Here is a 24789-nt window from a genome sequence, read left to right as displayed (position 1 = left end):
TACCCATGCATTATGTGGCACATTTGTGTAAAGACAGGAAACTAAAGAAGTTGCTCACAGCGCAACCTCCTTTTCAGTTAAAGAAAAGAAGGGATATTCATATCTATCTGTGTGCTTCTATTATGAGCCAGCAGCTTTCAGTTAAAGTAGGGGATATTATTTACAAACGCTTTCTTGGCTTGTATGGAGGAAGAAAGCCCACTGCATTGGAAATCAGCCAAACGCCGTTTGATGTTTTGCGCTCCATTGGTTTGTCTGGCGCCAAAACCAGCTACGTGCTAAACGTAGCCAAATTTGCGGCAGAGCAGGGAATGGAAACCAGCAAGCTCGGTTGTATGAACAATGAAGAAGTGATTACATATGTAACGCAGATAAAAGGTGTGGGCAGGTGGACAGCGGAAATGTTACTGATGTTTGCTCTTCAGCGGGAAGATGTATTTTCGGCCGATGACCTGGGCATTCAAACTGCTATGAAGCGTTTATATAAACTGGATATTGCGGATAAGAAAGACTTCAGGCAGCAAATAGTAAAGATATCAGAAAAGTGGGCGCCCTACCGTACCTATGCCTGTATGCATTTATGGGCATGGAAAGATGGGGGATAAAAAAGCCCCAATCATGAAATTCGTAATTCGAAAGAATACAAAAGAACCAAATCACAAGAACCATGATTCGTTCCCCGCCGCGGCGGGTAGGCTTAGCATGACAGTAAAATTAAATACCTCCAACGGTCTGGCCCTCCTCACGTCGGGCGCCGGCTGCTAAGGTTCTTAAATCTCAAATCAGAAATCTCAAATACCCATGCCTGCTATTAAAACCCAGCGCAACAGCACAAAAAAGGAAGTTATTATCAGCAAAGCAGCCAGGCTGTTCAGGGAAAAAGGATTTTCCGGAACATCCATGCGCGATTTAGCGGAAGATGTAGGGGTAGAAGCAGCCAGCCTGTACAACCATATTCAATCTAAAGCAGAAATATTGCAGGATATTTGTTTCAGGGTGGCCAATATATTTATTGAGCACCTCGAAAAAATTGAGGTTAATAAACAACATTCTATTGATAAAATCAAAGCGATCCTGCGGTTCCATATACAGCATATGGTTAATAACTATGAAGATGTGCATGTGGCCGACAGGGAATGGCGGCATCTTTCGGAGCCCTATTTATCCAATTATAAAGTTCAGCGAAAAAGCTACCGCCAGCGGTTAGCCGCTATTATAGAAGAAGGGATCCGGAAAAAAGAAATTAAAGCTATTGATGCGCCTACAGCAGTATTGATCATGCTGCATGCCATAAGCGGTATTGAATCGTGGCATCGTTCCAAACAAAAAATTTCGGCTGAACAACTCGAAAAAAATATGATTATTATACTGGTTGAAGGGCTGAAGATATAGGCATAGTACGTTGATGTTACTGCACTTTCATATGCTCGTTGTAAAGTAACGAGAGAAACACCGGATTGTGTTTCCGTAGCTTTGATATGCCGGAATCGTTATGCAAACTTTTGTCATGCAAAAGAACAGGTATATGAACCGGCTAACCGTAATTCAGCGCTTAAGCAGGCAACCACGGGGGACGAATCGCAGCAGGGCCTTATTTTAACCTGCCGGGTCGCACCCAAAAACAAATAATGTAATTATTGATTTTGATATTCGATGATGTTGTAACTTCGGGATAACTCCTTATTCCGGTTGGTATTAATAACCCTTTCTATGAATTTACAGGCGGCTTCCTGTTGGAAACATTATTGCTTTTTGAACCTGTATCATTTATTCAGACATAAATAAAATAAAATGGCTATCAGAGAATCCGTAAAAATGCGTCCGAATGAAATTTGGAAAGACCTTCCCGAGCACGAATCTAAGGGGGCTGTTTGGTACAAATACGCAATTTCCAATCACGGCAGGCTAATAAAATACAATAAGCGCCTGTCAGACGGTTTTGTATTGCGGTTGAGCAGGCAGGCCAATTATCCTATATGGCGAAAAAAACTCAATGGTGATTATTATACCGCTTTGGTCCACCGCCTGGTAGCACAACATTTTTTGCCCAAGCCAAAAGGTAAGCAAAAATTCATCATTCATCTTGACCATGATTATGAGAACAATAAATACAATAACCTGAAATGGGCTACCCAGGATGAAGTATCGGCGCATAACAAAAAGAATCCACGGGTGAAGGCTGCAATAAAAAGGCGCAAAGAAAATCCAACAAAAAAAGGGGAGAAACTTGATATCAGAAAGGTGAAGGGGATAAAGAAATTGCTGAAAGAAAAAAATACGCTCAAGTCCATCGCCGAAAAATACGGCGTATCCGATATGCAAATTCACCGTATTAAAACCAAAGAGAACTGGGCGCATGTAAAAATATAGCAGATGCTTACTCCGCCTGGGCAAATCTTTTATCCCCGATAAAAGCAGAGTCGGTGAGTGTTCGTAAAAAAGACAGCAGATCCTGCTTTTCGTAATCGCTGATCGTTATTTTATCTTTTACGAGCGGATCGGTGGTAGGTCCGTTAACTACAGCCGAACGGTAATGGTCTATTACAGCGCCCACGGAATAAAAGCGGCCATCGTGCCCGTAGGGGAAAGTGAGGAATACATTTCTGAGGCTCGGCACTTTAAACTTCAGCGAATCGGCAGCATTGCCGGTGATCCGCATACGACCTATATCTTTTACTATATCGTTTACCGGCAGGCCGGTATTTCGGAACGAATTATCGGTAAATAGCGGTTCCGTGTGACAGGCAGCGCATTTTACCTGGAAAACCTGGTAGCCAGCCTCCTCGGCTTCCGTAAAAGAAGCTGCTCCCCTTTTTACTTTATCGTATTTCGAATCGGCCGAAACCAGCATAGCAACAAACTGCGTTAATGCTTTGAGCATTCTTTGCGAATTGATCTCTTCATTGCCAAAAACCGTTTTGAACATTTGCCGGTAGGCGACATCATCCTTTAGTTTGGCAATTACATTATCTATGGTTTCCGCCATTTCATTTTCAGCAACTATGGGCGCCAGCGGCTGCACTTCTATATGGTTGATGCCTCCATCCCAGTGCAGTTCCTTCATCCATGCCACATTAAACAAGCCGGGGGCATTGCGGGTGGTGAACTGGTTGTTAAAACCATGACTGAAAGGATGATCAAATGTGGCAAACGCGGCAAACTGCTGGTGGCAGGAGGCGCAGGGGAAATTACCGTCTTTGGAAAGACGCCCGTCAAAAAACAATTTCTTTCCTAATGCAAATCCCTGCTGTGTAAGCGGGTTATTTTCAAATTTATAAACGGGCTCCGGAAAACCCGAGGGAACAGTGAACTGTAGCGGTATAAGTGCGGGGGTTGCATCTTCCTGTTTTTTACAGGCCTCCAGGAACAAAAATCCGCCCAACAGGACAATAAGGATTGATATGACCGTACGCTGCATCATTCTTCCGTGATTGAAGCAATACTAAACATGGCAGCATAATTATCTGCATATAATTTGGCTAATGAACCGGGGCTGTGCACAAAGGCATTGGAAGCAATGGATAAAGCATGTGCTCCGTGGAACCATTTATCAATATCGCCATTAACAAGTATGGTGATCATACGATCATCCTTTAGCGTTATCTGCTGGTTTTGCGGGGTGGAAAGTAAAATGGAACGGATGGTTTGGTTTTCCCCGCTAAATCCGCCAATATGGTAGGTAAAATTACCATCGGGAACAACAGAATAAGAAGAAGCCCCTTCGAGCTTGGCCATAATATAGCCACTGTTCCATGTCCAGAACATGCCTTTGGCCGGATCAAGGTCGCCGCTCCGGGCGCCGCTTACGTTATCAATGCTATCTACTCCTATCTGGAAAGAAAGACCATTGAAGATATTTTGATCAGTGGAAACGGTGAAGGAAAGGGTATTGCCAATGGCTGCATCTGCCAGCCGGTATTTAACTTCACCGGCTACCGGTAAGCCGGTATTGTTGTTTTTCAGCGATAAAGCACTTACATAAAACCTAAAGGCGGTAACCGTATAATCTTCGCCAAAAGCATTGGTATAGGGTTGATTGAAGACCAAAGGCTGACCTTGTACAACAGGCTGGAATACGATGTGAACAGTATAGGATTTTCCTGTACTATTATCGTTTTTTAATTCTTTCTGGCAGCCGCACAGCAGGAATAAAAAGGCGCATAAAATATAACCGGAACCTGCTTTCATAATGGTATCTTAAAGATAATGCTAAAAAAGGGAGAAAGAAAATGGTGATATGTGATTGAGTTTTTACGGTAGCCATGCTGCGTAGCTGATTTGGAACGCACCCGCGTTGTCTCATTCCTCCGGTCTAACCCTGCGTCTTCCTTCCTTTATTTGCCCCTTTATTTTCTTTTCATCAATCCGCTTTTGTTTAGCGGCTTTGCTGGGTTTGCTGGCTATTCTTTTGCGGGGTTTTATTAAGGATTGGTTAATGAGGTCGTTCATCTTTTTTACCACCAATTGCTTATTGCCCAACTGCGTGCGCTCTGCCTGCGATTTCACCAGCAATAGTCCCTCGGCATTAATTTTATTGGGGAGCTTTTGCTTTACCAGTTGCTTTTGTTCTTCATCTAAAAGGTCCGACCGGTCAATATCAAAATATCCTTCCACCATGGTCTCCACCTTGTTAACGTTTTGACCGCCTTTACCACCGCTCCTGGCAGTTTTAAATATTATTTCCTTATGGATGTTTACTTTGCTCATACTACGTTATCTGTACCTTGCCGGTTGCTTATCATTTGTTCAATGCACATATAAGCATTGGATTGTACAGGGAAATTAGTTTTTTTCCGCCAATTTGTTTTCACATTAACTTGCAGCGGAGCAAAGCAAACATTCATGCGTGCAGTAATACAACGTGTTTCGGAAGCTTCGGTTACGACGGAAGGAAAAATAACCGGTATCATTAAAAAAGGACTGCTGGTATTGTTGGGTATAACCGATGCCGATAGTACAGAAGACCTGGAATGGCTAAGCGCCAAGATGGTGAATATGCGTATTTTTAATGATGAAGAGGGTGTGATGAATGTAAGTATAAAAGATGCCGGCGGAGATATCTTATTGGTGAGCCAGTTTACTTTGCATGCTTCTACCAAAAAAGGTAACCGCCCTTCGTACAGCAGGGCAAGTAAAGGTGATTTTGCAATACCCCTGTATGAAAAAACGATTGCACAACTGGAACAGGATTTGGGAAAAAAGATACAAACAGGTGTTTTTGGAGCCGATATGAAAGTGGCACTCATCAACGATGGGCCGGTGACCATTATAATAGATTCTAAAAACAAAGAATGACCTGTTCAGTAATTTTTGGCAAAGGCTTTGCAACTTCAGGCGTATCATTGCGTTACAAAACCAGGTAGGTTACGCCTTATACCACATAAATCCGCTTTATACATTATGTTACAAACTGCAGAAGATATCCGCCGGTTAAATGAAAGGATACAGGAGGCCGGTTCCTTTGTTGATCGTTTGGAAAGCGAAATCGCTAAAATCATTGTTGGTCAGCAATATATGATTAACCGGCTGCTGATCGGGCTATTGAGCAATGGACATGTGCTGCTGGAAGGCGTTCCGGGACTGGCGAAAACCCTTTCTATAAAGTCGCTGGCCCAGGCGGTGCATGCCAAATTCAGCCGCATACAGTTTACGCCCGACCTGTTGCCCGCCGATGTAATTGGAACCATGATCTATCACCAGCAAAAGCATGAATTTGTGGTGCGTAAGGGCCCCATTTTTGCCAATTTTATATTGGCCGATGAAATTAACCGCGCCCCTGCTAAAGTGCAGAGCGCTTTGCTGGAAGCCATGCAGGAAAGGCAGGTAACCATTGGCGAATCTACCTATAAATTAGATGAGCCTTTTTTGGTGCTGGCAACACAAAATCCCATTGACCAGGAAGGGACCTATCCTTTGCCGGAAGCACAGGTTGACCGCTTTATGCTAAAAGTGATCATAGATTATCCCAGCCGGGAAGAAGAACTGCTTATTGTTCGTCAAAATTTGAATCGCACTAAAATACCCGATGTAAAACAGGTGGTGAGCACACTGGAAGTATTGCAGGCAAGAGACCTGGTGAGGGAAGTATATATGGATGAAAAGATAGAAAACTATATACTGGATATTGTTTTCGCCACACGTAATCCATCGCAATACCGGTTAGATAAATTAAAGCCGCTGATCGCTTATGGGGGTTCGCCCCGTGCATCCATTAACCTGGCACTGGCGGCTAAAGCACATGCTTTTTTAAGCAAGCGGGGATATGTAATTCCCGAAGATGTAAGAAGTATTGCCAAAGATGTGATCCGCCATCGCATAGGGTTAACCTATGAAGCGGAAGCTGAAAATATTAACGCGGAAATTGTGGTTGAAGAAATATTACGGGCAGTGAATGTACCGTGAGAAGCGAAACCCATGAGGTTTCGGGCTGGCAATTGCAGGGTAGGGAAGCCTCATCGGTTTAGAGCGAGGGGAAATGTGGATGAAATCGGTCGGTACGCAACGAAGGAACCCTCAAACCGCGGATGACAAAGCATCAAAAACCAAATTATATACAGATGCTTCGTTCCTCAGCAGAACAGGCAAATATTAAATCCGAAGCCTGAAACGCGAAATTCGAAGGGAATGTAAAGCAGCAAGAACCAAATCACAAAAAACAAATAAAATATAAATTTTAAATCCGAAGGAAAAAAAGATAAGAGGTGAAAAGTGAGCCGTGAAAGAAGGAGAACGTAGCTTATCATTAGTAGTTACTCAACTGAAAGCTGACGGCTCATTGCTGACAGCTAATACAACAATTTGAAAACAAAAAAACGCGTTAACGTTAAAAGTGCAGGCAGCACTTTAAGCGTAGCAGACATATTAAAGAAAGTAAAAGAACTGGAGATCAGGAGCAAAAAGCTCACTACCAATCTCTTTACCGGCGAATACCATACGGCGTTCAAAGGCCGGGGAATGGTGTTTAAAGAAGTAAGAGAGTACAGTGCCGGCGATGATGTTCGTTTTATTGACTGGAATGTCTCTGCACGCATGGGGGCTCCTTTTAGTAAGCTGTTTGAAGAAGAAAGAGAGCTTACGATGATGCTGCTGGTAGATATTAGTGCCAGCTCATTGTTTGGAACCGTGCATCAGCTAAAGAAAGACCTGATCACAGAAGTATGCGCCGTACTGGCTTTTTCTGCCGTAACGAATAATGATAAAGTAGGGGTAATTTTTTTTAGCGATAAAATTGAATTTTATATTCCTCCCAAAAAAGGAAAAGAGCATGTACTCTATATCGTTAGGGAGTTATTAACGGTACAACCCAAAAGCAAAGGCACTAATCTTAATGAAGCGGTACGGTTTTTTAATAATGCGGTTAAGCAAAAAAGCATTGCTTTTATCCTGAGCGATTTCATGGTAGAGCAATATGATGATCCTTTAAGAGTTGCCGGAAACCGGCATGACGTAATTGGTATTAAAGTATACGATAAAATGGATATGGACCTACCCGAAATTGGTATAACACAGGTGAGGGATGCGGAAACGGGCAGAACACAATGGATTGATACCAATGATAAAATGGTACAGTATAATTATCACGAACAATTTGTGCTGAACGAGGAAGCCTGCCGGCTTTCTTTTTTAAAATCGGGTGCCGATCTGCTTTACCTGCGCACCGATGAGGATTACGTAAAAGTATTGCAAAAGTTTTTTTTAAAACGAAAGAAATCGGCAAAGTAAAATGACGGACGGCAACCTGCAATGAAAAAGAGTATATACATAGAATGGCATATTTCAGGGCGGCAGGGTAATTCTGATTTTGGATGTAATTATAACAGCAAACCATTTTGTTTTACATTCATCCACCGCCGGGGCGGCCTTTTACAAAAGTGTTTTTTTTTCCTGCTTGCTTTGCCGGTAACCTGCTTTTTTTTTACAGGTACCGTTGTTGCTCAAACTGCTTCAGTAAAAGCTTCTTTAAACCGTGATCATGTATTGATAGGCGAGCCCGTTGAATTGAAAGTAGAAGTAAAAACAACTGCCGGTCTCCCGTTAATCCAATGGTTTAACCTGCCCGACAGTTTTAATCATCTTGAAATATTAAACCGGTCGCCCGTAGATTCTGTTGCTGAGGCATCGGTTACAACATATCGCCAGACTTTTACCATTACCGGTTTTGACCAGGGCATATGGATGATCCCTGCTTTGGGGGTTAGCATCAATAAAAAAATAGTGTATACCGATTCGCTGGCGCTAACCATTGTTCCCGTACAATTAAAAGACAGTACCTATCACGATATAAGAGAGATCATTGATGTGCCCGATGCAAAAACGCCCTGGTGGTACTGGGTGGCGGGCATATTATCATTAGCGGCACTGGGCATTTTAGTATGGTTATGGCTAAAATCAAGAACGGGTAAGCCAATAGCTGCCGGTGCGCATACCAGCCCCCTTTCCCCGCTGGAAGAAGCATTAAACAGGCTCCGTGCGCTGGAGTCCGAACAGTTGGCAAATAATGAGGAATGGAAAAAACAGTACAGTGTATTAACAGGCATATTTAAAGTGTATACAGAAAGGAGATTCAGCATCCCGGCTTTACAAAAAACAACAGATGAATTGTTGTTGCTGCTTAACAGTATGCTGGATAAACAAATGGTAAGTGAAACTGCTGAAGCATTGCGCATATCCGATGCCGTTAAGTTCGCCAGGTATCAGCCAGGGAAGGATCTGGCTTCCGCCTCACTGCATACTATCGAAAAAGTGATAAGGGCGCTGGATCATTTAAAACAATAAAAGTGCTCAGAGATTATTTTGAACATATCGAATTTGCATATCCCGGGGTATTGTTCCTGCTGCTGATTATTCCCGTACTGGCAGGGTGGTATATCGGTTATGCCGGCAGGCTGCGCGGTACCATGATGGTTTCTTCACTTAAAAGTTTCCGCAATACCCATTCACTCAAAAGCAAGCTCAGGTATATTCCTTTTGTATTGCGGATGCTGGCGCTTACCTGTATTATCCTGGCGCTGGCCAGGCCGCAAACCCATAACGATGAAAAAAATGTGGAAGGAGAAGGAATAGATATTGTGCTGTGCCTTGATGTAAGCGGCAGCATGCTGGCCCAGGATTTTCATCCCAACAGGCTGGAGGCAGCCAAAAAAGTTGCGGGAGATTTTGTGCGGAACCGGCCGGCAGACCGGATAGGACTGGTAATATTTGCGGGGGAGAGCTTTACGCAATGCCCGGTTACGGGTGATCATGCCGTATTGGAATCGCAGATATACCAGGTGGATGGAGGGTTTTTGGTAGATGGAACAGCAATAGGATCGGGGTTGGCCACAAGCGTTGACCGCTTACGCAGCAGTGAAGCCAAAAGCAAAGTGGTAATATTGCTTACCGATGGTGAAAACAACGGCGGGTTGATTGATCCCAAAACGGCCAAAGAAATTGCCAAATCTATGGGAGTTAAGGTGTATACCATTGGTATGGGATCGATTGGTTATGCCAGCACGCCAGTGCCGGGGCCGGGGGGACAAATCATTATGCAACAGGAAAAAGTGAATATTGATGAACCCCTGTTAAAAGAAATTGCGGCTGAAACAGGAGGGCAATATTTTCGTGCCAAAGCCAACCAGGGACTTGAAGCGATCTACCGGGAAATAGATCAGCTTGAAAAAACAAAAATTAATATTACTACTACCCGGTTGTATACCGAGCGCTTTCATCCGCTTGCATTAATGGCAATTGGGTTTATTTTTGCCGAATTGCTGATGCGGTTAACAGTGTTCAGGCAGTTTCCATAGCGCTTTATCTTTTACCTGTCATCCATTGCTCCACTTCTTCCTTATAGTTTCTGCCTATAGGCACCTGGTGATCTTTTAAAATAATCTTGCTTCTTTCTATTCTTATAATTTTCTCTTTAGCTACAATGAACGACTTATGCACCCGCATAAAAAGCTTTTCCGGGAAAATGGCATGCATGGATTTTACCGGGCCCTTAATTACAACCTTCCCCCCGGTATGGTGTATAATGGCGTAATCCTTCAAACCCTGGATATAGGTTACCTCGTCAAATTGCAGCTTAATTTTTTGTACACCGCTCTTTACAAACACGAAGCCCGGTGTATTGCCATCTTCTTCAAGCAATGCATTTTGTTCTTTGAGCATCAAAAAATCCTTGGCCTTTTCCACAGCCTGCACAAACCTTGGAAAAGACACAGGCTTCAGTAAAAAGTCTATTACACCCAACTCGTATCCTTCAAAAGCATAATCGCGGTAAGCCGTTGTAAAAACAGTAAGTGGGGGGTGCCGAAGTTTTTTTAAAAGCGCTATACCGCTTATTTCAGGCATTTCAATATCAAGGAAAAGGATGTCCACGGCCTGGTTTTGCAGAAATGGCAATGCATCACCGGCATTATGAAAGGTGTGCAGTAAACGGGCATCCTCCAGTTTGTGCAGATGATCTTCCAGTACATCGCAGGCCAGTGGCTCATCGTCTATGATAATACAATTCAGCATCATGAGAACCGGATGTGTAATGAAACATAAAAATGATCTTCCTGGTTACGTATATCAAGCGAATACCTGCCGGGATATAATAATTCCAGGCGTTTATTCAGGTTTGTTAGTCCTATCCCTCCTTTTGCATGATTACGGGTATCGCCCGGCTGTTTGCTGTTTTCAACAGTGGTATGCAGGTCATGATTTGTTGCTTTAACTGTACAACGCAGCCACGATTTGCCGGCAGACCTGCTTGCACCATGCTTAAAAGCATTCTCTACCAGAGGCAGCAGTAAAAGAGGGGCAATCATAATGCACGACATATCCCCTTCTGTCTTTAATTGTATATCTGCATGTTCGCCGTATCTTAATTTTTCCAGTTCAATATAATTGCGCAGGTACTGCACCTCCTTTTCCAGCGGCACAAAAGTATCATCGCTGTCGTAGAGCATATACTCCATCATATCCGACAACCGCAATACTACATCCGGAGCCGCGTCCGATTTTTTTAGCGTGAGTGAATACAGGTTATTGAGCGCATTAAAAAGGAAATGCGGATTTACCTGCGAGCGGAGATAATTTACTTCGGCCTGCAATTTTTCAACTGCGATTTTTTGAAGGATCCGTTTTTGTTCGTACCAGTCAATACTAAATTTTAGCGCCACCATAATACCGATATACCATAGCGTGCTGAAGAAATTATAAGAGATCGTTTCCCAAAAGAAATTTCTTCTCATAGGCCCAAGAACGTAACCATATAAAAAAATATCGAACAATCCCTGTACCAGCAGGTACCCGGCTATGGAAAGCAATACGAAAAAAAAATATTTCAGGTATTTGACGGTAAGCAGGTACCGGGGAAGCAGGTAATGCAGGTTGATATATGCAATGGCGATAAGCAACAGCAGCCGCACAGATACGCAGGTAACAAAGGAGGGAAGTCCTGCTTTTACGATCATGTATTTTTTCTCATAAATAAAAAAAGCGGTGATCATGATCCAGTATGCGGCATGAACAAGGGCGTACCTTACCGGTACAAAACGCTCAGATAAAGGAAGGCGGATGGTTCTATGGAGTACATTAACCATAATGGCAAATAATGTAATTTGAGCTGTTCAAAAAAAAGTAATAGACAAACAGCGCAAATAAACGATAACCGGTATTAAGTTAGGCAATATCATTTGAAGTGTCGCAACCGATGTCAATTAGAAATCCGTATAATTCTATTTGCCTGATTGTTGTTGCCGTATTGTCTTTAATTTCCTGGTCAAGGGTTTCTAATACGAATTTTCTCGCTGTTTCGTAGTCACCTTGGTTTAAAAGTCTGTGTAAGTATAAAGTCAAATCTTCCATTTTAGTCAATGTGTCGGAGGATGTTGGTAAGGGTTGCCGCTTATATTCGTCCAAAATCTGTCTTTTTACCAAAAATTGGCTCAATATAATTTTATATATTTGTCCAAAATAGCATAAAAATGCTAATTTTGGATGGAAATAAACATTTATGAAGATCACCGGGCGCATTGCGGAGCAGAAAATACTGGCGGCCAGGCTGGCAAGCCCTGAATCCGAACTGATCGCCATCTACGGCCGCCGCCGGGTAGGCAAAACATATCTCGTACGTACTTTCTGTAAAGATGAGATGGTATTCGAATTTACCGGCATTCACGGGGCTACAATGAAAACGCAGCTTGAAAATTTCAGCCGGACGCTCCAACTGGCTGCCAAAAGCGCCGTGGCCCTGGCTATCCCTGCCAACTGGCTACAGGCATTTACGATGCTGGACACCTATCTTGATACACTTCCTTCCGGTAAACCTGCCGTTATTTTCTTTGATGAGTTTCCCTGGACTGACACCCGTAAGTCTGGTTTTCTGCAAGCCTTCGACCACTGGTGGAACGCTTCCGCTTCCAAAAAATCCCATTTAAAAGTAATTATCTGCGGATCGGCTGCTTCCTGGATGATAGACAGGATCATTAACAACCGGGGCGGTCTCCATAACCGGGTCACCCAAACGATCCGGTTGCTTCCATTTACGCTGGGAGAAACACAGGCATACCTGAAAAGTAAAGGTGTTATACTCGACCAATACAACCAGCTACAATTATATATGGCTATGGGTGGCATACCACACTACCTGCGAAACGTTAACCCCGGAGAAAGCGCTGCCCAGGTAATAGACCGGCTTTGCTTTACCAAAGACGGTCCTTTAAAAATTGAATTCAGCAATCTCTATAAATCGCTGTTTGCCCATTCGGAAAATCATGAACGGGTAATCCGCGCACTGGCTGCCAAAGGAAAAGGCCTCTCGCGTAATGAAATTATCAACGAATGCGGCTTTACTTCCGGTGGCACCACTTCCCGGATCTTGCAGGAGCTGGAAGAATCGGGTTTTATTACGCCTTACGTTCCTTTTCAAAAAAATACCAACGAAGGTATTTATAAGCTGTCAGATGAATACTCGCTGTTTTACCTGAAATTCATTGAGCATGCAAAGGACACCGCGGGCGGCGCCTGGCTCCGGCAATATGGAACGCCTGCCTATATTAGCTGGAGCGGCTTTGCTTTTGAATCCGTTTGCCAGAAACATGTATTACAGATCAGGCGCAGGCTCGGGATAGAAGGTGTATTGATGAATGCCGCCACCTGGAGATATGCACCTGGAAAAGGAGCGCAAGGCGCACAGATTGACCTGCTGCTCGACCGGCAGGATCGCTGTATCAGTATTTGTGAAATGAAATTTTCCGGCAACGAGTTCGTGATAGATAAAAAATACGCTGCCGAACTGGATACGAAACTAAATGTTTTCCGCGCTGAAACCGGTACAAAAAAGACGTTGTTCCTTACCATGATCACTACTTATGGTACCCGGAAAAATGAATACTATCTTGGTCGTATACAGGCGGAAGTGCTGATGGAAGATTTATTTGCATAGTGTACAGGAAATTTTTCCCTGATGAACCTGATAAAATATTTTTTGTAGTTGAAAATATATTTTGTTGCTCATTGGTGGTTTGGTCAGCTGGATATGCAGATGATAGTAGTTCTGCCCCGGGAAACAGATTAGTTGAAACAATGAACAAGTAAAATTTACGTAGGTTTGCTTTCGAATTATGCCAGTACGATCAGCACCCAAAAAAATATTTGACTTCAGTTTGCTTAAGCGGGTATTTAAATATGCAGCGCCCTATAAAAAGCAATTCTTCATTTCTATAACATTGGCTATTGTACTGGCTGTGATGTCGCCGGTGCGTCCGTGGCTCATCCAGGTAACGGTAGATAAATACATCAGGGGCGGATTGGTAAATACGGTAATTGTTATTACCATTATACAAATTGGCCTGCTTTTGGCTGAAACCGCTTTACGGTTTTATTTTTCTTTTCTTACCTCATGGCTTGGGCAAACGGTTGTAAAGGATCTTCGCATTACCGTATATAAAAAAGTGATCCATCTTAACCTGTCGCAATTCGACAGAACCCCCATTGGAACACTAACCACGCGTACCATCAACGACATAGAAGCGGTAAATGATATTTTTTCAGAAGGTCTTATATCTATTGTTGCTGATCTGCTTTCTATTGTTGCTATTTTGGGTGTGATGTTTTTTACCGACTGGAAGCTCACCCTGGTGTGTATGGCCATACTTCCCGTTTTAATTATTGTAACCTGGTGGTTTAAAGAAAGTGTGAATGTATCTTTTCAAAAAGTAAGGAACGCGGTTGCCCAACTGAACGCCTTTGCGCAGGAACACATAACAGGCATGCCCATTGTGCAGGCATTTGCCGCGGAAGACAGGGAGTTTGCCAAGTTTAAGAAAATCAACAGGGAACACCGTAACGCCAATATCAGGGCTATTTTTGCGTATTCTGTTTTCTTCCCTTTTGTGGAAATTATAATGGCGGTATCTATGGGCTTAATGATATGGTGGAGCGCCCGGGATGCCGCACAGGGTGATGCAACTTTAGGGGTAATGATCGCCTTTATTCTTTACCTGAACTTATTGTTCCGCCCGTTGCGGATGATAGCAGATAAGTTCAATGTATTGCAGATGGGTATGGTAGCCAGTGAGCGGATATTTAAAGTATTAGATAACCCGGACTTTATTGTACGGGAAGGTAGTCATACGCCTTCAGCCGTTAAGGGAAAAGTAGAATTTAAAAATGTATGGTTTGCTTATAATAAAGACAATTTTGTTTTAAAGGACATCTCTTTTGTTATACAGCCGGGCGAAACCCTTGCTATTGTAGGACATACGGGAAGCGGAAAAACATCCATTATCAGTTTAATCAACAGGCTTTACCATATTCAGAAAGGCGCTATATACATTGATGATGTGAACATTGACCAGTATAAACTGGATGCGTTGCGCAGCAAGATAGGCGTGGTGCTGCAGGATGTGTTTTTATTTTCGGGCTCCATACAGGATAATGTAACGCTCCGCAATGATGCCATTAGCAGGGATGCGGTAATACATGCGGCAAAATTAATAGGGATGCATGATTTTATTATGCAGCTACCGGGCGGGTACGATTACAATGTAATGGAAAGAGGCAGCACGTTATCATTGGGTCAGCGCCAGTTGCTGTCTTTTATCCGTGCACTGCTGTATAATCCTTCCATTCTTATCCTCGATGAAGCCACTTCTTCGGTAGATACGGAAAGTGAACACCTGATACAACATGCCATTGATACTTTAATTGAAGGACGCACTTCTATTGTTATTGCACACCGGCTGTCTACAATCCGGAAAGCCGATAAAATAATTGTATTGGATAAAGGAGAGATCAAAGAGGCAGGAACACACACTGAATTACTGGAGCAGGAAGGATTTTATGCCAAATTACATGAAATGCAGTTTGCTAAGCACGCGGGTAGTTGATCATCATCTTCTCTGATACTGTGTCTATGTGTTTTAAACCCACCATGGAAGTCAACTGATCATTTTTGATACACAAGGTTATAAAGTAAGCCTGTTCCCAAAATAAAAAGGGCACCTGTTTTCACAGATGCCCGGGTGTAGGGAAAAGGGGTACGGATCAGGGCAAAGTATTGTTTATACTTTTTAATTATTTAAATGTTGTACAACAGCGATGGAATTGGCAGATGCTTCATTCACATCAGAAATATCCTTGTACGCTATGCTGTGATGTACGGCTTCGTTCGCGTAGCTCACTTCTTCCAGTACACCGTCAATAAACCAAAAGCCAAGCTTTACCTGTTTACCGCTGCGGGTATCGCGGCCATTCAGCGTAAAACTCACTTTACTGGTTAAAGATTCCAGGTTCATATTGTTTATAAACACGCTGTTTTTTCTGCTGTTTGTGGTAACAAAAGAGATGATATTGTTTTCGATGTGTATTTGAGAAACATTATTGATTTCGCGGTCAATAAAGTATACCTTGTTTGCTGAATCATATTGTACCTGCTGCTGCTGGCCCGACATGAAATGATAAGTGTTGGTTTGCGCCTTTACAGTGCCAGCTGATGCAATCAGTGCGAAGAGGGCGAGTATTGTTTTCATAAAAACTTATTTCATCTATAAACGTAAAAAGTGTTGCCTACCGGCGGAATGAGTACCTGTTTTCGACTGCAGTGCTGTTTTATAGGATGAATGCCTTTCTATCGTGATTTTATATCCATTCACCTTAATGAATAAGGATCCTCCGTTGTTTGCATCAAATAGAAAGTATAATAAGCACCGGGAATATCATTTTTTACACAGGTTTTACGCAGTAAACCAACATATTACAGGTAAAAAGCCATATATTTAAGACAGGGAGAAACAGAAAATACCATATCAAAAAAATTGATCTTTGGTATTGCTGCTTATTTCAGGCATTATTCTTAACCAAACTCACCATCATGCATACACGGCGTATATTTATAAAAAACAGCCTTGGCAGTTTGGCTGCATTAACGATTGGCAGCGAAGCATTTTCATTGGCCTGTACTGCTCCCCAAAAAGAAAAATTGGGTGTTGCCCTGGTTGGATTGGGTTATTACAGTACCGATTTGCTGGCGCCTGCATTGCAGCTTACCAAACATTGCCGGTTAACGGGTATTGTAACCGGCACACCCGATAAAGCCAAACACTGGCAGCAACAATACCATATTGCCGAAAAAAACACCTATAACTATCAAAGTTTTGATGATATAGCCAACAACCCGGATATAGATGTTGTTTATATTGTGCTGCCGCCTTCCATGCATGCCGAATATGTTATTAAAGCCGCCAATGCAGGTAAGCACGTGTGGTGCGAAAAGCCTATGGCTGTTACTGCTGCGGAATGCCGGTCAATGATTGATGCCTGTAAAAAAAACAAGGTAAAGCTCAGCATCGGTTACCGTATGCAGCACGAGCCCAATACACAGCGCATCATACAGTTCAGAAAAGATAAAACCTACGGCGCCATTACACAGGTATCAGCAAGGGCGGGTTATTTCGATTCCCGCACAGATCACTGGAAACAAAAGAAGGAAATGGGTGGCGGCTCTATGTACGATATGGGTGTATATCCTTTAAATGCCGCCCGGTATACTACAGGTGAAGAACCCATAGCGGTAACGGCAAAACAAAGTACCACCCGCCCGGATATTTATAAAGAAGTGGATGAGACGATGGCGTTCAGACTGGAGTTTCCAGGCGGGGCGATCACCGAATGCGAAACCAGTTTTGGTAAAAGCATGAACAGCCTGCATGTTACCTGCACCAAAGGCTGGTACAAACTCGAACCTTTTCAGGCGTACAGCGGCATTAAAGGCATTACCAGTGATGGCAAATTGCTTAATGCCGTTATTCCTAACGAGCAGGCCAAACAAATGGATGAAGATGCCCTCGCTATATTGCAGAACACGCCGGTACTGGTGCCGGGTGAAGAAGGGCTGAAAGATATAAAAGTGGTTGAAGCTGTTTACCGGTCTGTAAAAGAAAACGGGCGGGTACTGATCAGCGGGTAGGTTACATAGGTAGTATAGCGGATTATTTTCCGCCACATCGTAAAAAAATGCCGGCATAATAAAGACAAATCTTTATTACAGCCGGCAAAATATTATGCTGTTGAATGAATTGATTTAAGCCTGTTGCTTGCTGGTGGTATTGTTGGTAGCGGGCGTAGTTTCTTTTTCAGACATACCCTCTTCTATTTCTTTTTTGACATTGGTTTTGGCATCATTAAATTCACGGATACCACGTCCCAAACCACGCATGAATTCAGGGATTTTGCGACCTCCAAAAAGGATCAGCACAGCAAGGATGATCAGTATCCACTCGGTACCACCCGGCATTGATATCAATAACGAATTGTAGTTCAGTAAAAGCATGGTATAAAATATTTAAAGTTGAGCAAACAAAGTTACAATTTTAATTGGTTGAACAACCAATTTATAAAATTCCCTTTGAGGTTAACCTGGGTTTAACAACAAACGGAAACCCTGAGGTTCCCGTTCGATATATAATATTTTTTAGAGATCAGTTGTTTATACTCCCGCTCTTTTTTCTTTAATCCTGGCACTTTTGCCACTGCGGCTACGCAAAAAGTATAGTTTGGCACGACGCACTTTACCCACTTTATTAAGAGTAACCGAATCAATATTGGGCGAAAACAGGGGGAAGGTTCTTTCCACACCCACACCATCAGAAATTTTACGAACTGTAAAAGTGGCGGTGTGCCCGGTACCCTGGCGTTTGATCACATCGCCTTTAAAACCCTGGATACGGGTTTTGTTTCCTTCAACTACTTTATAATTAACAGTAATGTTATCGCCTGCCTTGAATTTAGGAAATGTTTTGGAAGTGGTCAATTGTTCGTGAACAAATTGTACTGCTGTGCTCATGACTACAAATTTTTAAGGGACGCAAAGGTAACAATGCGATGCTGAAATACCAAAACAAATTATCGGAAAGATGTTACAGGGTGCAAGTTTCAGGTTACACGGAAATACACCCTGTTATCTTGTAACCTGAAACCTGTAACACATCTATCTCGCCACATTCACCGCTCTTTTTTCTCGGATAACGGTTACTTTAATTTGCCCGGGATAGGTCATTTCCGTTTGTATTTTCTGCGCTATTTCAAAGCTTAGTTTTTCGCTGTCGGCATCGGTCATTTTATCGGCTTCCGCAATTACTCTTAATTCACGGCCGGCCTGTATGGCATAAGCTTTTTCAACGCCGGGGTAGGTTAAAGCGAGGGTTTCCAGTTCACGGATACGCGTGAGGTATTGCTGCATAATTTCCCTGCGTGCCCCCGGACGTGCGCCGCTGATGGCATCGCATGCCTGAACAACAGGAGAGATTACATACTGCATTTCCATCTCATCGTGGTGGGCGCCGATAGCATTTACTACGGCAGGATTTTCACCATATTTTTCTGCCAGTTTAGCGCCTAATAAAGCGTGGCTCAGTTCAGTTTCCTCATCGGGAACCTTACCAATATCGTGCAGAAGTCCCGCACGCTTGGCCAATTTGGGGTTAAGTCCCAGTTCAGCCGCCATAACACCACATAAATTGGCCACCTCGCGGCTGTGCATCAAAAGATTTTGACCATAGGAAGAACGGAAACGCATTTTTCCTACTATGCGCACCAGTTCTTTATGCAGCCCGTGAATACCCAGTTCAATAACGGTTCTTTCGCCAATTTCAAGCACCTGTTCTTCCAATTGTTTCCTGGTTTTTTCCACCACCTCTTCAATACGGGCAGGATGTATACGCCCGTCTGTAACCAGTCTTTGCAATGCAAGGCGGGCAATTTCCCTTCTTAAGGGATCGAAAGAAGAAAGTACAATGGCTTCCGGGGTATCATCCACAATCAGGTCCACACCTGTGGCTGCTTCAATGGCCCGGATATTTCTTCCTTCGCGGCCAATGATCTGACCCTTGATTTCATCGCTTTCAAGGTTAAATACGGTAACCGTATTTTCAATGGTTTGTTCGGCTGCAGTACGCTGGATACTTTGAATAACCAGTTTACGGGCTTCCTTATTGGCCCTCAGCTTGGCATCTTCAATAATTTCCTGCTGTATAACCAGTGCACGTGTTTGTGCTTCCTGTTTAAGCGTTTCAAGTAACTGCGCCTTCGCTTCTTCCGCTGTAAGTGCTGATATTTTTTCTAAGCGGCGGATATGTTCTTCCTGATGCTTCTCTAATTCGGTGCGTTTTTGACCAACTACCTCTATCTGGCGGTTAAGGTTTTCCTTGATCACATCATTTTCCTTCACCTGTTTATCAATATTCTCCAATTTTTGATTCAGGGCCTGCTCTTTTTGCCGGATGCGGGTTTCCGCATCATTTATTTTCTTGTTTTTGTCGAGCACTTCCTTGTCATGCTCGGATTTTAGCTGAACGAATCTTTCTTTAGCTTCCAGCAGCTTTTCTTTTTTAAGGTTTTCGGAAGCTGTTTGCGCCTCGGCAATAATCTTACGGGATTGGCTTTCAGCTTCTTCAAGCTGCTTTTTGGTGTTGACGGCAAAAATAAATTTACCCGCCACCACGCCCACGATCAGGCATATAACACCAATTATGATGAACAAGACATTCGATTCCATGAATTTTTAGTTTAAACTGTTCTTTTATATTTTTCCTTCCTATGTTCATATAAACCATAGTAAGTTGTAATGGGCGAAGATACAAAACAAGAAGATTTCATAATGCCGGAATTTATGTCAATCCCATTATTTTCCTCCTACAGTAAAAGCGATGCTCACCGAAAGGAGTCAAAATTCAGTAATTTGCCGCAAATCCTGAATTGAAGCGAAACCCAAATTATAAATCACAAACCATAAACTATAACGCATTAAACTGCAACTTGTAACTTGCAACCTGTATCTGCCAGGCAATCATCAATTACAAACGATAAATTTCTTCAATGAAACCACTTATACTTTTTCTATGCATCCTGGCGCCTGTTTTTACTGTGGCGCAAACGGATGTCACCCGGTCTTTTACCATTTCGGGGAAGCTCAAAAAATTGAAAGACACCGCCGCCCGGGTATATCTTTATTATGTAGTGGATAATAACCGGGCTACCGACAGCGCAGAGGTGCAAAATGGTAAATACCGGTTTACCGGTAATATCAATGAGCCGGTATTATCGCGGTTAAGCGTAAAATACAAATCCGGGCAAACGGATATCGAAGGTCCAATGAATATGCAAAAAGATGTGGCCACACTTTTTTTAGCGCCCGGCAAACTAAAAGTAACCAGCATAGATTCCTTTTCCAATATCCGGGTAAAAGGGAAAGGATCTTCCGCGCATAAAGACTATAAAAAATTTGAGGCGCTGAGCAAGCCTTTTAACGACAGCATGCGGGTATTATCGGATGCGTACAATCAATACCGTAGCGAAGGAAATACTGCTAAAATGAAGGAGATCGAAGACCAGGCCGGTCTGCTCGAAAAAGGCATAAAAGAAAACGTTTTCCATTCTTTTATTAAGGCCCATCCTGCATCACCTGTGTCGCTGCTTATACTACAGCAGTATGCGGGGCATGATATAGATATTGATGAAATTGAACCTCTGTTTAACCAGCTTTCGCCTGCAGCAAAAGCATGGCCTTCGGCATTGCAGTTTAAAGAACGCATGGATATTGCCAAAAGAACCAGTATTGGACAAATGGCAGCCGATTTTACGCAGGATGATACCCTGGGAAACCCGGTAACGCTTTCTTCACTGAGAGGGAAATACCTGCTGATTGATTTTTGGGCCAGTTGGTGCGGACCGTGCAGGGCCGAAAACCCTAATGTGGTAAACGCCTTTAATAAGTATAAGAACAAAGGTTTTTCCGTATTGGGCGTATCCCTCGACAGGCCGGGAGCTAAAGCCGCATGGTTAAAGGCCATTCACGATGATAAGCTTGCCTGGACGCATGTGAGCGACCTGCAGTTCTGGAATAATGCCGTGGCACAGCTTTACGGCATCCAGTCTATTCCCCAAAATTTACTGCTCGACCCCACTGGCAGGATCATCGGTAAAAACCTGAGGGGACAGGACTTGCACAATAAGCTGGAAGAGGTTTTAGGGAAATGAGATGTATGAGAAATGAAATGGGAAAAAAGTTGCAGGTTACAAGGTGCAGGGGAGAAGCACCAAAAGACAAATCACAAGAACCAAACTAATTTCAAATTCAACATCCGAAGTGAAAAACAATCTTAACCCTCAAATAGAATAGCTATAGTGCGGACTACTGTAAGATGAGAAAGCAATAGCGTTCTATAGCTGAAATCACAGTAGTAGTGCGGCTTAATCAGGGTGCTTCACGAAAACGGGCAGTATTCGTTTTCGTGCGGCTTTTGGTTACTTTTTCCGCAAAAAGTAACAAAGAAAATAGCAACCCAATCGCAACTTGCAACCGGCCAATTAACAGGGAATAATTAGAACCAAAGCATAGCAATATGAATAAATTCGAAGGCCGTCCGGTCAGTCTTCAGCCATGGACAGTTACAGGGGACTATCCTATCGTTAAACCTTATACCTCCCAACCCAGCTATCTCTTTTAATTTTGCCAAATAATAAATTCCCTCTATCTTTGCCGCCCCAAAAAGCTCTTTTTGTTGGGAGTGACGCTGAAAGCGCCACGTTAACACCAAAAAAATGTAAAAAATGGCAAAAGAAATTACCGGCTATGTAAAGCTACAGGTAAAAGGCGGGCAGGCCAATCCTGCGCCACCTGTAGGTCCAGCGTTGGGTTCCAAGGGTATCAATATCATGGAATTCTGCAAGCAGTTTAATGCACGCACGCAGGATAAAATGGGTAAAGTACTTCCCGTATTGATTACGGTGTATTCCGACAAGTCTTTCGAGTTCATCATTAAAACTCCCCCCGCATCCGTTCAGTTATTGGAAGCTGCCAAAGTGCAAAAAGGTTCTAAAGAGCCTAACCGCAACAAAGTAGGTAAAGTAAGCTGGAACCAGGTAGAATTGATCGCTAAAGATAAGATGCCTGACCTGAATTGCTTTACTATTGAAAGCGCTATGCGCCTGGTTGCCGGCACGGCACGCAGCATGGGACTTACTGTTGATGGTAAAGCCCCATGGGAAAATTAAATCTTCACTTTCCAAAAAACTGAAAGAAAATGGCAATCAGTAAGAAAAGAAAAGCTTCGGAAGCTAAAATAGATAAAACCAAAGTGTATTCACTTAAGGAAGCTTCCTCCCTTGTTAAGGAAGTGAATACCACAAAATTCGACAGTTCTGTTGACATCCACCTTCGTTTGGGGGTTGATCCTAAAAAAGCGGATCAGGCCATCCGGGGTACGGTAACCCTACCTCACGGGACTGGTAAAACAAAAAGAGTACTGGTACTTTGTACACCCGATAAAGAAGAAGCTGCAAGAGCCGCAGGCGCTGATTATGTGGGATTGGATGAATTTGTAACCAAAATCGAAGGCGGATGGGTAGACGTGGATGTAATTGTAGCCACCCCTTCCGTGATGCCTAAAATTGGTAAATTAGGTAAAATATTAGGTCCCCGTAACCTGATGCCCAATCCCAAAACAGGAACCGTTACCAATGATGTGGCCGCTGCCGTAAATGAAGTAAAGGGTGGTAAAATAGCATTTAAGGTTGATAAAGCCGGTATCATTCATGCATCTGTTGGACGCGTAAGTTTTACGCCTGAAAAGATTGCTGAAAACAGCCAGGAGTTTATCAATGCCATTATTAAGGCCAAACCGTCAACCGCCAAAGGCATTTATTTAAAAAGTGCATTTATGGCCAGTACCATGAGCCCCGGCATTGCTATTGACACCAAATCATTTATGAACTAATGCTTTAACAGCACAAAAATCTTTTTGTATGACCAAACAGGAAAAAAACGAGGTGATTGAATTGCTGAAAGGCAAGTTCGCACAATACAATAATTTTTACATTACCGATACCGAATCTTTATCTGTATCACAGGTAGTTAAATTGCGCCGGGCCTGCTTCGACAAGCAGGTGGAAATGAAAGTGGCAAAGAATACCCTCATTAAAAAGGCGCTTGAGTCTTTAGACAATGAAAGGTACAGCGGCGTGTATGATTCATTAAACAATGTAACCGCTTTGCTGTTTTCAGAAAATGCCAAAGAACCGGCATTGATCATCAGTTCCTTTCGCAAGGCAAACAATGGCACAAAGCCTGAGCTTAAAGCGGCTTTTATTGATGGCGATGTATTTGCGGGCGATGACCAGTTAACAACATTAACAGCACTCAAGAGCAAAAATGATCTTATCGGTGAAATTATCGGGCTGTTACAGTCGCCTGCTAAAAATGTTATGAGTGCATTGAATGCCGGTAACAAACTGGCAGGACTGATAAAGGCTTTGGAAGAAAGAGCGAATTAATTTGAAATTTGAAATATATGATTTGAAATGAATCTCAAATCATATATTTCAAATCATAAATAATTTATCCCCGGCCTGGGGGATAATATACAAACAAATTTTTTTAATAACTCCGCCGGAGCACAGGCAATGAAGGTGGAAAAAATTTGATAACAATGGCAGATTTAAAAGCGTTTGCTGATCAGTTGGTAAACTTATCAGTAAAAGAAGTAAATGAATTAGCAAAGATCCTGAAAGACGAGTATGGTATTGAGCCCGCTGCTGCTGCTGTAGCCGTAGCTGCTGGTCCTGCTGCAGGCGCCCCCGCCGCTGAAGAAAAAACTGCATTCAATGTAATATTGAAAGCTGCAGGCGCAAACAAACTGGGCGTGGTAAAGATCGTTAAAGACCTTACCGGCTTAGGATTGAAAGAAGCGAAAGACCTGGTTGACGGTGCACCCAAACCTATTAAGGAAGGTGTTGCCAAAGCTGAAGCTGATGAAGTTGCAGCCAAGCTGAAAGAAGCTGGTGCCGAAGTAGAAATTGCTTAATTGCATTATTGCACAAATAGCTTAAGCCATCCCAAAACATTGGGGTGGCTTTTTTTGTGATCGTTGGCTATCGGCTATCGGCATTCAGCTATCAGTGTAATTTTTGTTAATAACAGGATGAATCGTCCTTCTTCTTATGCTACCGTAACTTATGATTGCTGATGCCTTCTTCAGAATTTTTAATTTGTGGTTTACTATTTGTGATTTATAGTCGATTCCTTTCGGATTTCAAATTCCCGGCTTCGGATCAGCCAAGGCGGACAGGCTTGCCTGCCGACAGGTAGGTTTTATTTGTTTCTTGTTATTTGCTGTTTGGTTCTTCCCTGCCCCTACCCCTGTGTGTACCTAAAATAGGTTGACATATTTTATAATGGTTCAAACAAATTTAATTGTTTATTTAATGGGTCATCTTCATTAATTTTTACTGTATAGATTGTCATTCTTTTTCTGCTTTCTTTTG

Annotated in this window: 24 protein-coding genes and 1 pseudogene; 16 read left to right on the top strand and 9 right to left on the bottom strand. The window is 42.9% G+C overall.

From position 1 onward, the window contains the following. Nucleotides 1–5 precede the first annotated feature (5 nt). The 3 genes from FRX45_RS22970 (at nt 6) to FRX45_RS22960 (ending at nt 2370) form a co-directional block, all read left to right on the top strand. Nucleotides 6–605 (top strand): DNA-3-methyladenine glycosylase family protein, encoded by a 600-nt coding sequence (locus tag FRX45_RS22970; RefSeq protein WP_152270828.1) that lies wholly within the window; start codon nt 6–8, stop codon nt 603–605. Between the two features lie 196 nt (nt 606–801). After that, nucleotides 802–1392, top strand: coding sequence for a TetR/AcrR family transcriptional regulator (locus tag FRX45_RS22965; RefSeq protein WP_152270827.1), 591 nt, complete (start codon nt 802–804; stop codon nt 1390–1392). A gap of 399 nt (nt 1393–1791) precedes the next feature. After that, nucleotides 1792–2370, top strand: coding sequence for an HNH endonuclease (locus FRX45_RS22960; protein ID WP_226805539.1), 579 nt, complete (start codon nt 1792–1794; stop codon nt 2368–2370). 7 nt (nt 2371–2377) lie between these two features. Here the strand turns inward: FRX45_RS22960 and FRX45_RS22955 are convergent, their stop codons facing one another. The 3 genes and pseudogenes from FRX45_RS22955 to arfB all read right to left on the bottom strand — a co-directional run. Beyond that, a complete protein-coding gene (locus tag FRX45_RS22955; protein ID WP_152270826.1) occupies nt 2378–3421 on the bottom strand; it encodes a cytochrome-c peroxidase in 1044 nt (347 codons plus the stop codon). After that, the gene (locus FRX45_RS22950) at nt 3418–4188 is read right to left on the bottom strand and encodes an MbnP family protein (RefSeq protein WP_152270825.1); all 771 of its coding nucleotides are present in this window, start codon (nt 4186–4188) and stop codon (nt 3418–3420) included. The genes FRX45_RS22955 and FRX45_RS22950 overlap by 4 nt, the downstream gene beginning before the upstream one ends. Nucleotides 4189–4299: 111 nt before the next feature. Then, nucleotides 4300–4683: pseudogene (gene arfB, locus FRX45_RS22945) on the bottom strand (alternative ribosome rescue aminoacyl-tRNA hydrolase ArfB); the annotation flags it as partial. A 159-nt stretch (nt 4684–4842) separates the two neighbouring features. On the opposite strand from arfB, the gene dtd reads away from it, so the two are divergent. The 5 genes from dtd (at nt 4843) to FRX45_RS22920 (ending at nt 9785) form a co-directional block, all read left to right on the top strand. Further along, a complete protein-coding gene (gene dtd / locus FRX45_RS22940) occupies nt 4843–5295 on the top strand; it encodes a D-aminoacyl-tRNA deacylase (RefSeq protein WP_152270823.1) in 453 nt (150 codons plus the stop codon). Nucleotides 5296–5400: 105 nt separating this feature from the next. Further along, the gene (locus FRX45_RS22935) at nt 5401–6402 is read left to right on the top strand and encodes an AAA family ATPase (RefSeq protein WP_152270822.1); all 1002 of its coding nucleotides are present in this window, start codon (nt 5401–5403) and stop codon (nt 6400–6402) included. A 396-nt stretch (nt 6403–6798) separates the two neighbouring features. Further along, a complete protein-coding gene (locus tag FRX45_RS22930; protein ID WP_152270821.1) occupies nt 6799–7722 on the top strand; it encodes a DUF58 domain-containing protein in 924 nt (307 codons plus the stop codon). Between the two features lie 21 nt (nt 7723–7743). After that, nucleotides 7744–8775 carry a BatD family protein gene (locus tag FRX45_RS22925; protein WP_152270820.1) on the top strand — a complete coding sequence of 344 codons (1032 nt, stop codon included), beginning with the start codon at nt 7744–7746 and terminating at the stop codon, nt 8773–8775. A 2-nt stretch (nt 8776–8777) separates the two neighbouring features. Beyond that, complete coding sequence (locus tag FRX45_RS22920; protein WP_152270819.1) at nt 8778–9785, top strand: vWA domain-containing protein; 1008 nt, start codon at nt 8778–8780, stop codon at nt 9783–9785. Between the two features lie 4 nt (nt 9786–9789). On the opposite strand, the gene FRX45_RS22915 is transcribed toward FRX45_RS22920, so the two are convergent. Beyond that, nucleotides 9790–10503 carry a LytR/AlgR family response regulator transcription factor gene (locus FRX45_RS22915; protein ID WP_226805538.1) on the bottom strand — a complete coding sequence of 238 codons (714 nt, stop codon included), beginning with the start codon at nt 10501–10503 and terminating at the stop codon, nt 9790–9792. Then, a complete protein-coding gene (locus FRX45_RS22910; RefSeq protein ID WP_152270818.1) occupies nt 10500–11570 on the bottom strand; it encodes a sensor histidine kinase in 1071 nt (356 codons plus the stop codon). Before FRX45_RS22910 ends, FRX45_RS22915 begins: the two co-directional genes overlap by 4 nt. Nucleotides 11571–11983: 413 nt before the next feature. Here FRX45_RS22910 and FRX45_RS22905 point away from each other — a divergent pair, with 413 nt between their 5' ends. Together FRX45_RS22905 and FRX45_RS22900 are read left to right on the top strand one after the other, a co-directional pair. Next, nucleotides 11984–13414 carry an AAA family ATPase gene (locus FRX45_RS22905; protein WP_152270817.1) on the top strand — a complete coding sequence of 477 codons (1431 nt, stop codon included), beginning with the start codon at nt 11984–11986 and terminating at the stop codon, nt 13412–13414. A gap of 178 nt (nt 13415–13592) precedes the next feature. Further along, nucleotides 13593–15359 (top strand): ABC transporter ATP-binding protein, encoded by a 1767-nt coding sequence (locus tag FRX45_RS22900; protein WP_152270816.1) that lies wholly within the window; start codon nt 13593–13595, stop codon nt 15357–15359. 183 nt (nt 15360–15542) lie between these two features. Here FRX45_RS22900 and FRX45_RS22895 read toward each other — a convergent pair whose 3' ends face one another. Next, complete coding sequence (locus tag FRX45_RS22895) at nt 15543–16001, bottom strand: hypothetical protein (protein WP_152270815.1); 459 nt, start codon at nt 15999–16001, stop codon at nt 15543–15545. 341 nt (nt 16002–16342) lie between these two features. Here FRX45_RS22895 and FRX45_RS22890 point away from each other — a divergent pair, with 341 nt between their 5' ends. Continuing rightward, nucleotides 16343–17437 carry a Gfo/Idh/MocA family protein gene (locus FRX45_RS22890; protein ID WP_152270814.1) on the top strand — a complete coding sequence of 365 codons (1095 nt, stop codon included), beginning with the start codon at nt 16343–16345 and terminating at the stop codon, nt 17435–17437. A 114-nt stretch (nt 17438–17551) separates the two neighbouring features. Here the strand turns inward: FRX45_RS22890 and FRX45_RS22885 are convergent, their stop codons facing one another. From FRX45_RS22885 to rny, 3 genes are all read right to left on the bottom strand, one after another. After that, nucleotides 17552–17800, bottom strand: coding sequence for a Sec-independent protein translocase subunit TatA/TatB (locus FRX45_RS22885; protein ID WP_226805537.1), 249 nt, complete (start codon nt 17798–17800; stop codon nt 17552–17554). A gap of 156 nt (nt 17801–17956) precedes the next feature. Continuing rightward, the gene (rplS, locus tag FRX45_RS22880) at nt 17957–18313 is read right to left on the bottom strand and encodes a 50S ribosomal protein L19 (protein WP_152270813.1); all 357 of its coding nucleotides are present in this window, start codon (nt 18311–18313) and stop codon (nt 17957–17959) included. A 144-nt stretch (nt 18314–18457) separates the two neighbouring features. Then, on the bottom strand, nt 18458–20023 hold the full coding sequence (gene rny, locus FRX45_RS22875) for a ribonuclease Y (protein ID WP_152270812.1): 1566 nt from the start codon (nt 20021–20023) through the stop codon (nt 18458–18460). Nucleotides 20024–20343: 320 nt separating this feature from the next. Here rny and FRX45_RS22870 point away from each other — a divergent pair, with 320 nt between their 5' ends. The 5 genes from FRX45_RS22870 (at nt 20344) to rplL (ending at nt 24329) form a co-directional block, all read left to right on the top strand. Then, nucleotides 20344–21504 carry a TlpA disulfide reductase family protein gene (locus FRX45_RS22870; protein WP_152270811.1) on the top strand — a complete coding sequence of 387 codons (1161 nt, stop codon included), beginning with the start codon at nt 20344–20346 and terminating at the stop codon, nt 21502–21504. Between the two features lie 573 nt (nt 21505–22077). Continuing rightward, nucleotides 22078–22521, top strand: coding sequence for a 50S ribosomal protein L11 (gene rplK, locus FRX45_RS22865; RefSeq protein ID WP_152270810.1), 444 nt, complete (start codon nt 22078–22080; stop codon nt 22519–22521). Between the two features lie 29 nt (nt 22522–22550). Continuing rightward, nucleotides 22551–23243: a 50S ribosomal protein L1 gene (gene rplA / locus FRX45_RS22860; RefSeq protein WP_152270809.1), complete on the top strand. Its 693-nt coding sequence runs from the start codon at nt 22551–22553 to the stop codon at nt 23241–23243. A 28-nt stretch (nt 23244–23271) separates the two neighbouring features. Beyond that, nucleotides 23272–23799 (top strand): 50S ribosomal protein L10, encoded by a 528-nt coding sequence (gene rplJ / locus FRX45_RS22855; RefSeq protein WP_152270808.1) that lies wholly within the window; start codon nt 23272–23274, stop codon nt 23797–23799. A gap of 155 nt (nt 23800–23954) precedes the next feature. After that, nucleotides 23955–24329, top strand: a complete 375-nt coding sequence (rplL, locus tag FRX45_RS22850) for a 50S ribosomal protein L7/L12 (RefSeq protein ID WP_152270807.1) — start codon at nt 23955–23957, stop codon at nt 24327–24329. The last annotated feature ends 460 nt before the right edge of the window (nt 24330–24789 follow it).

This window comes from Agriterribacter humi (genome assembly GCF_009192765.1).
GTDB lineage: Bacteria > Bacteroidota > Bacteroidia > Chitinophagales > Chitinophagaceae > Agriterribacter > Agriterribacter humi.
Note: the sequence above shows the minus strand (reverse complement) of the source record. Positions and strands in the feature narration are given on the sequence as shown.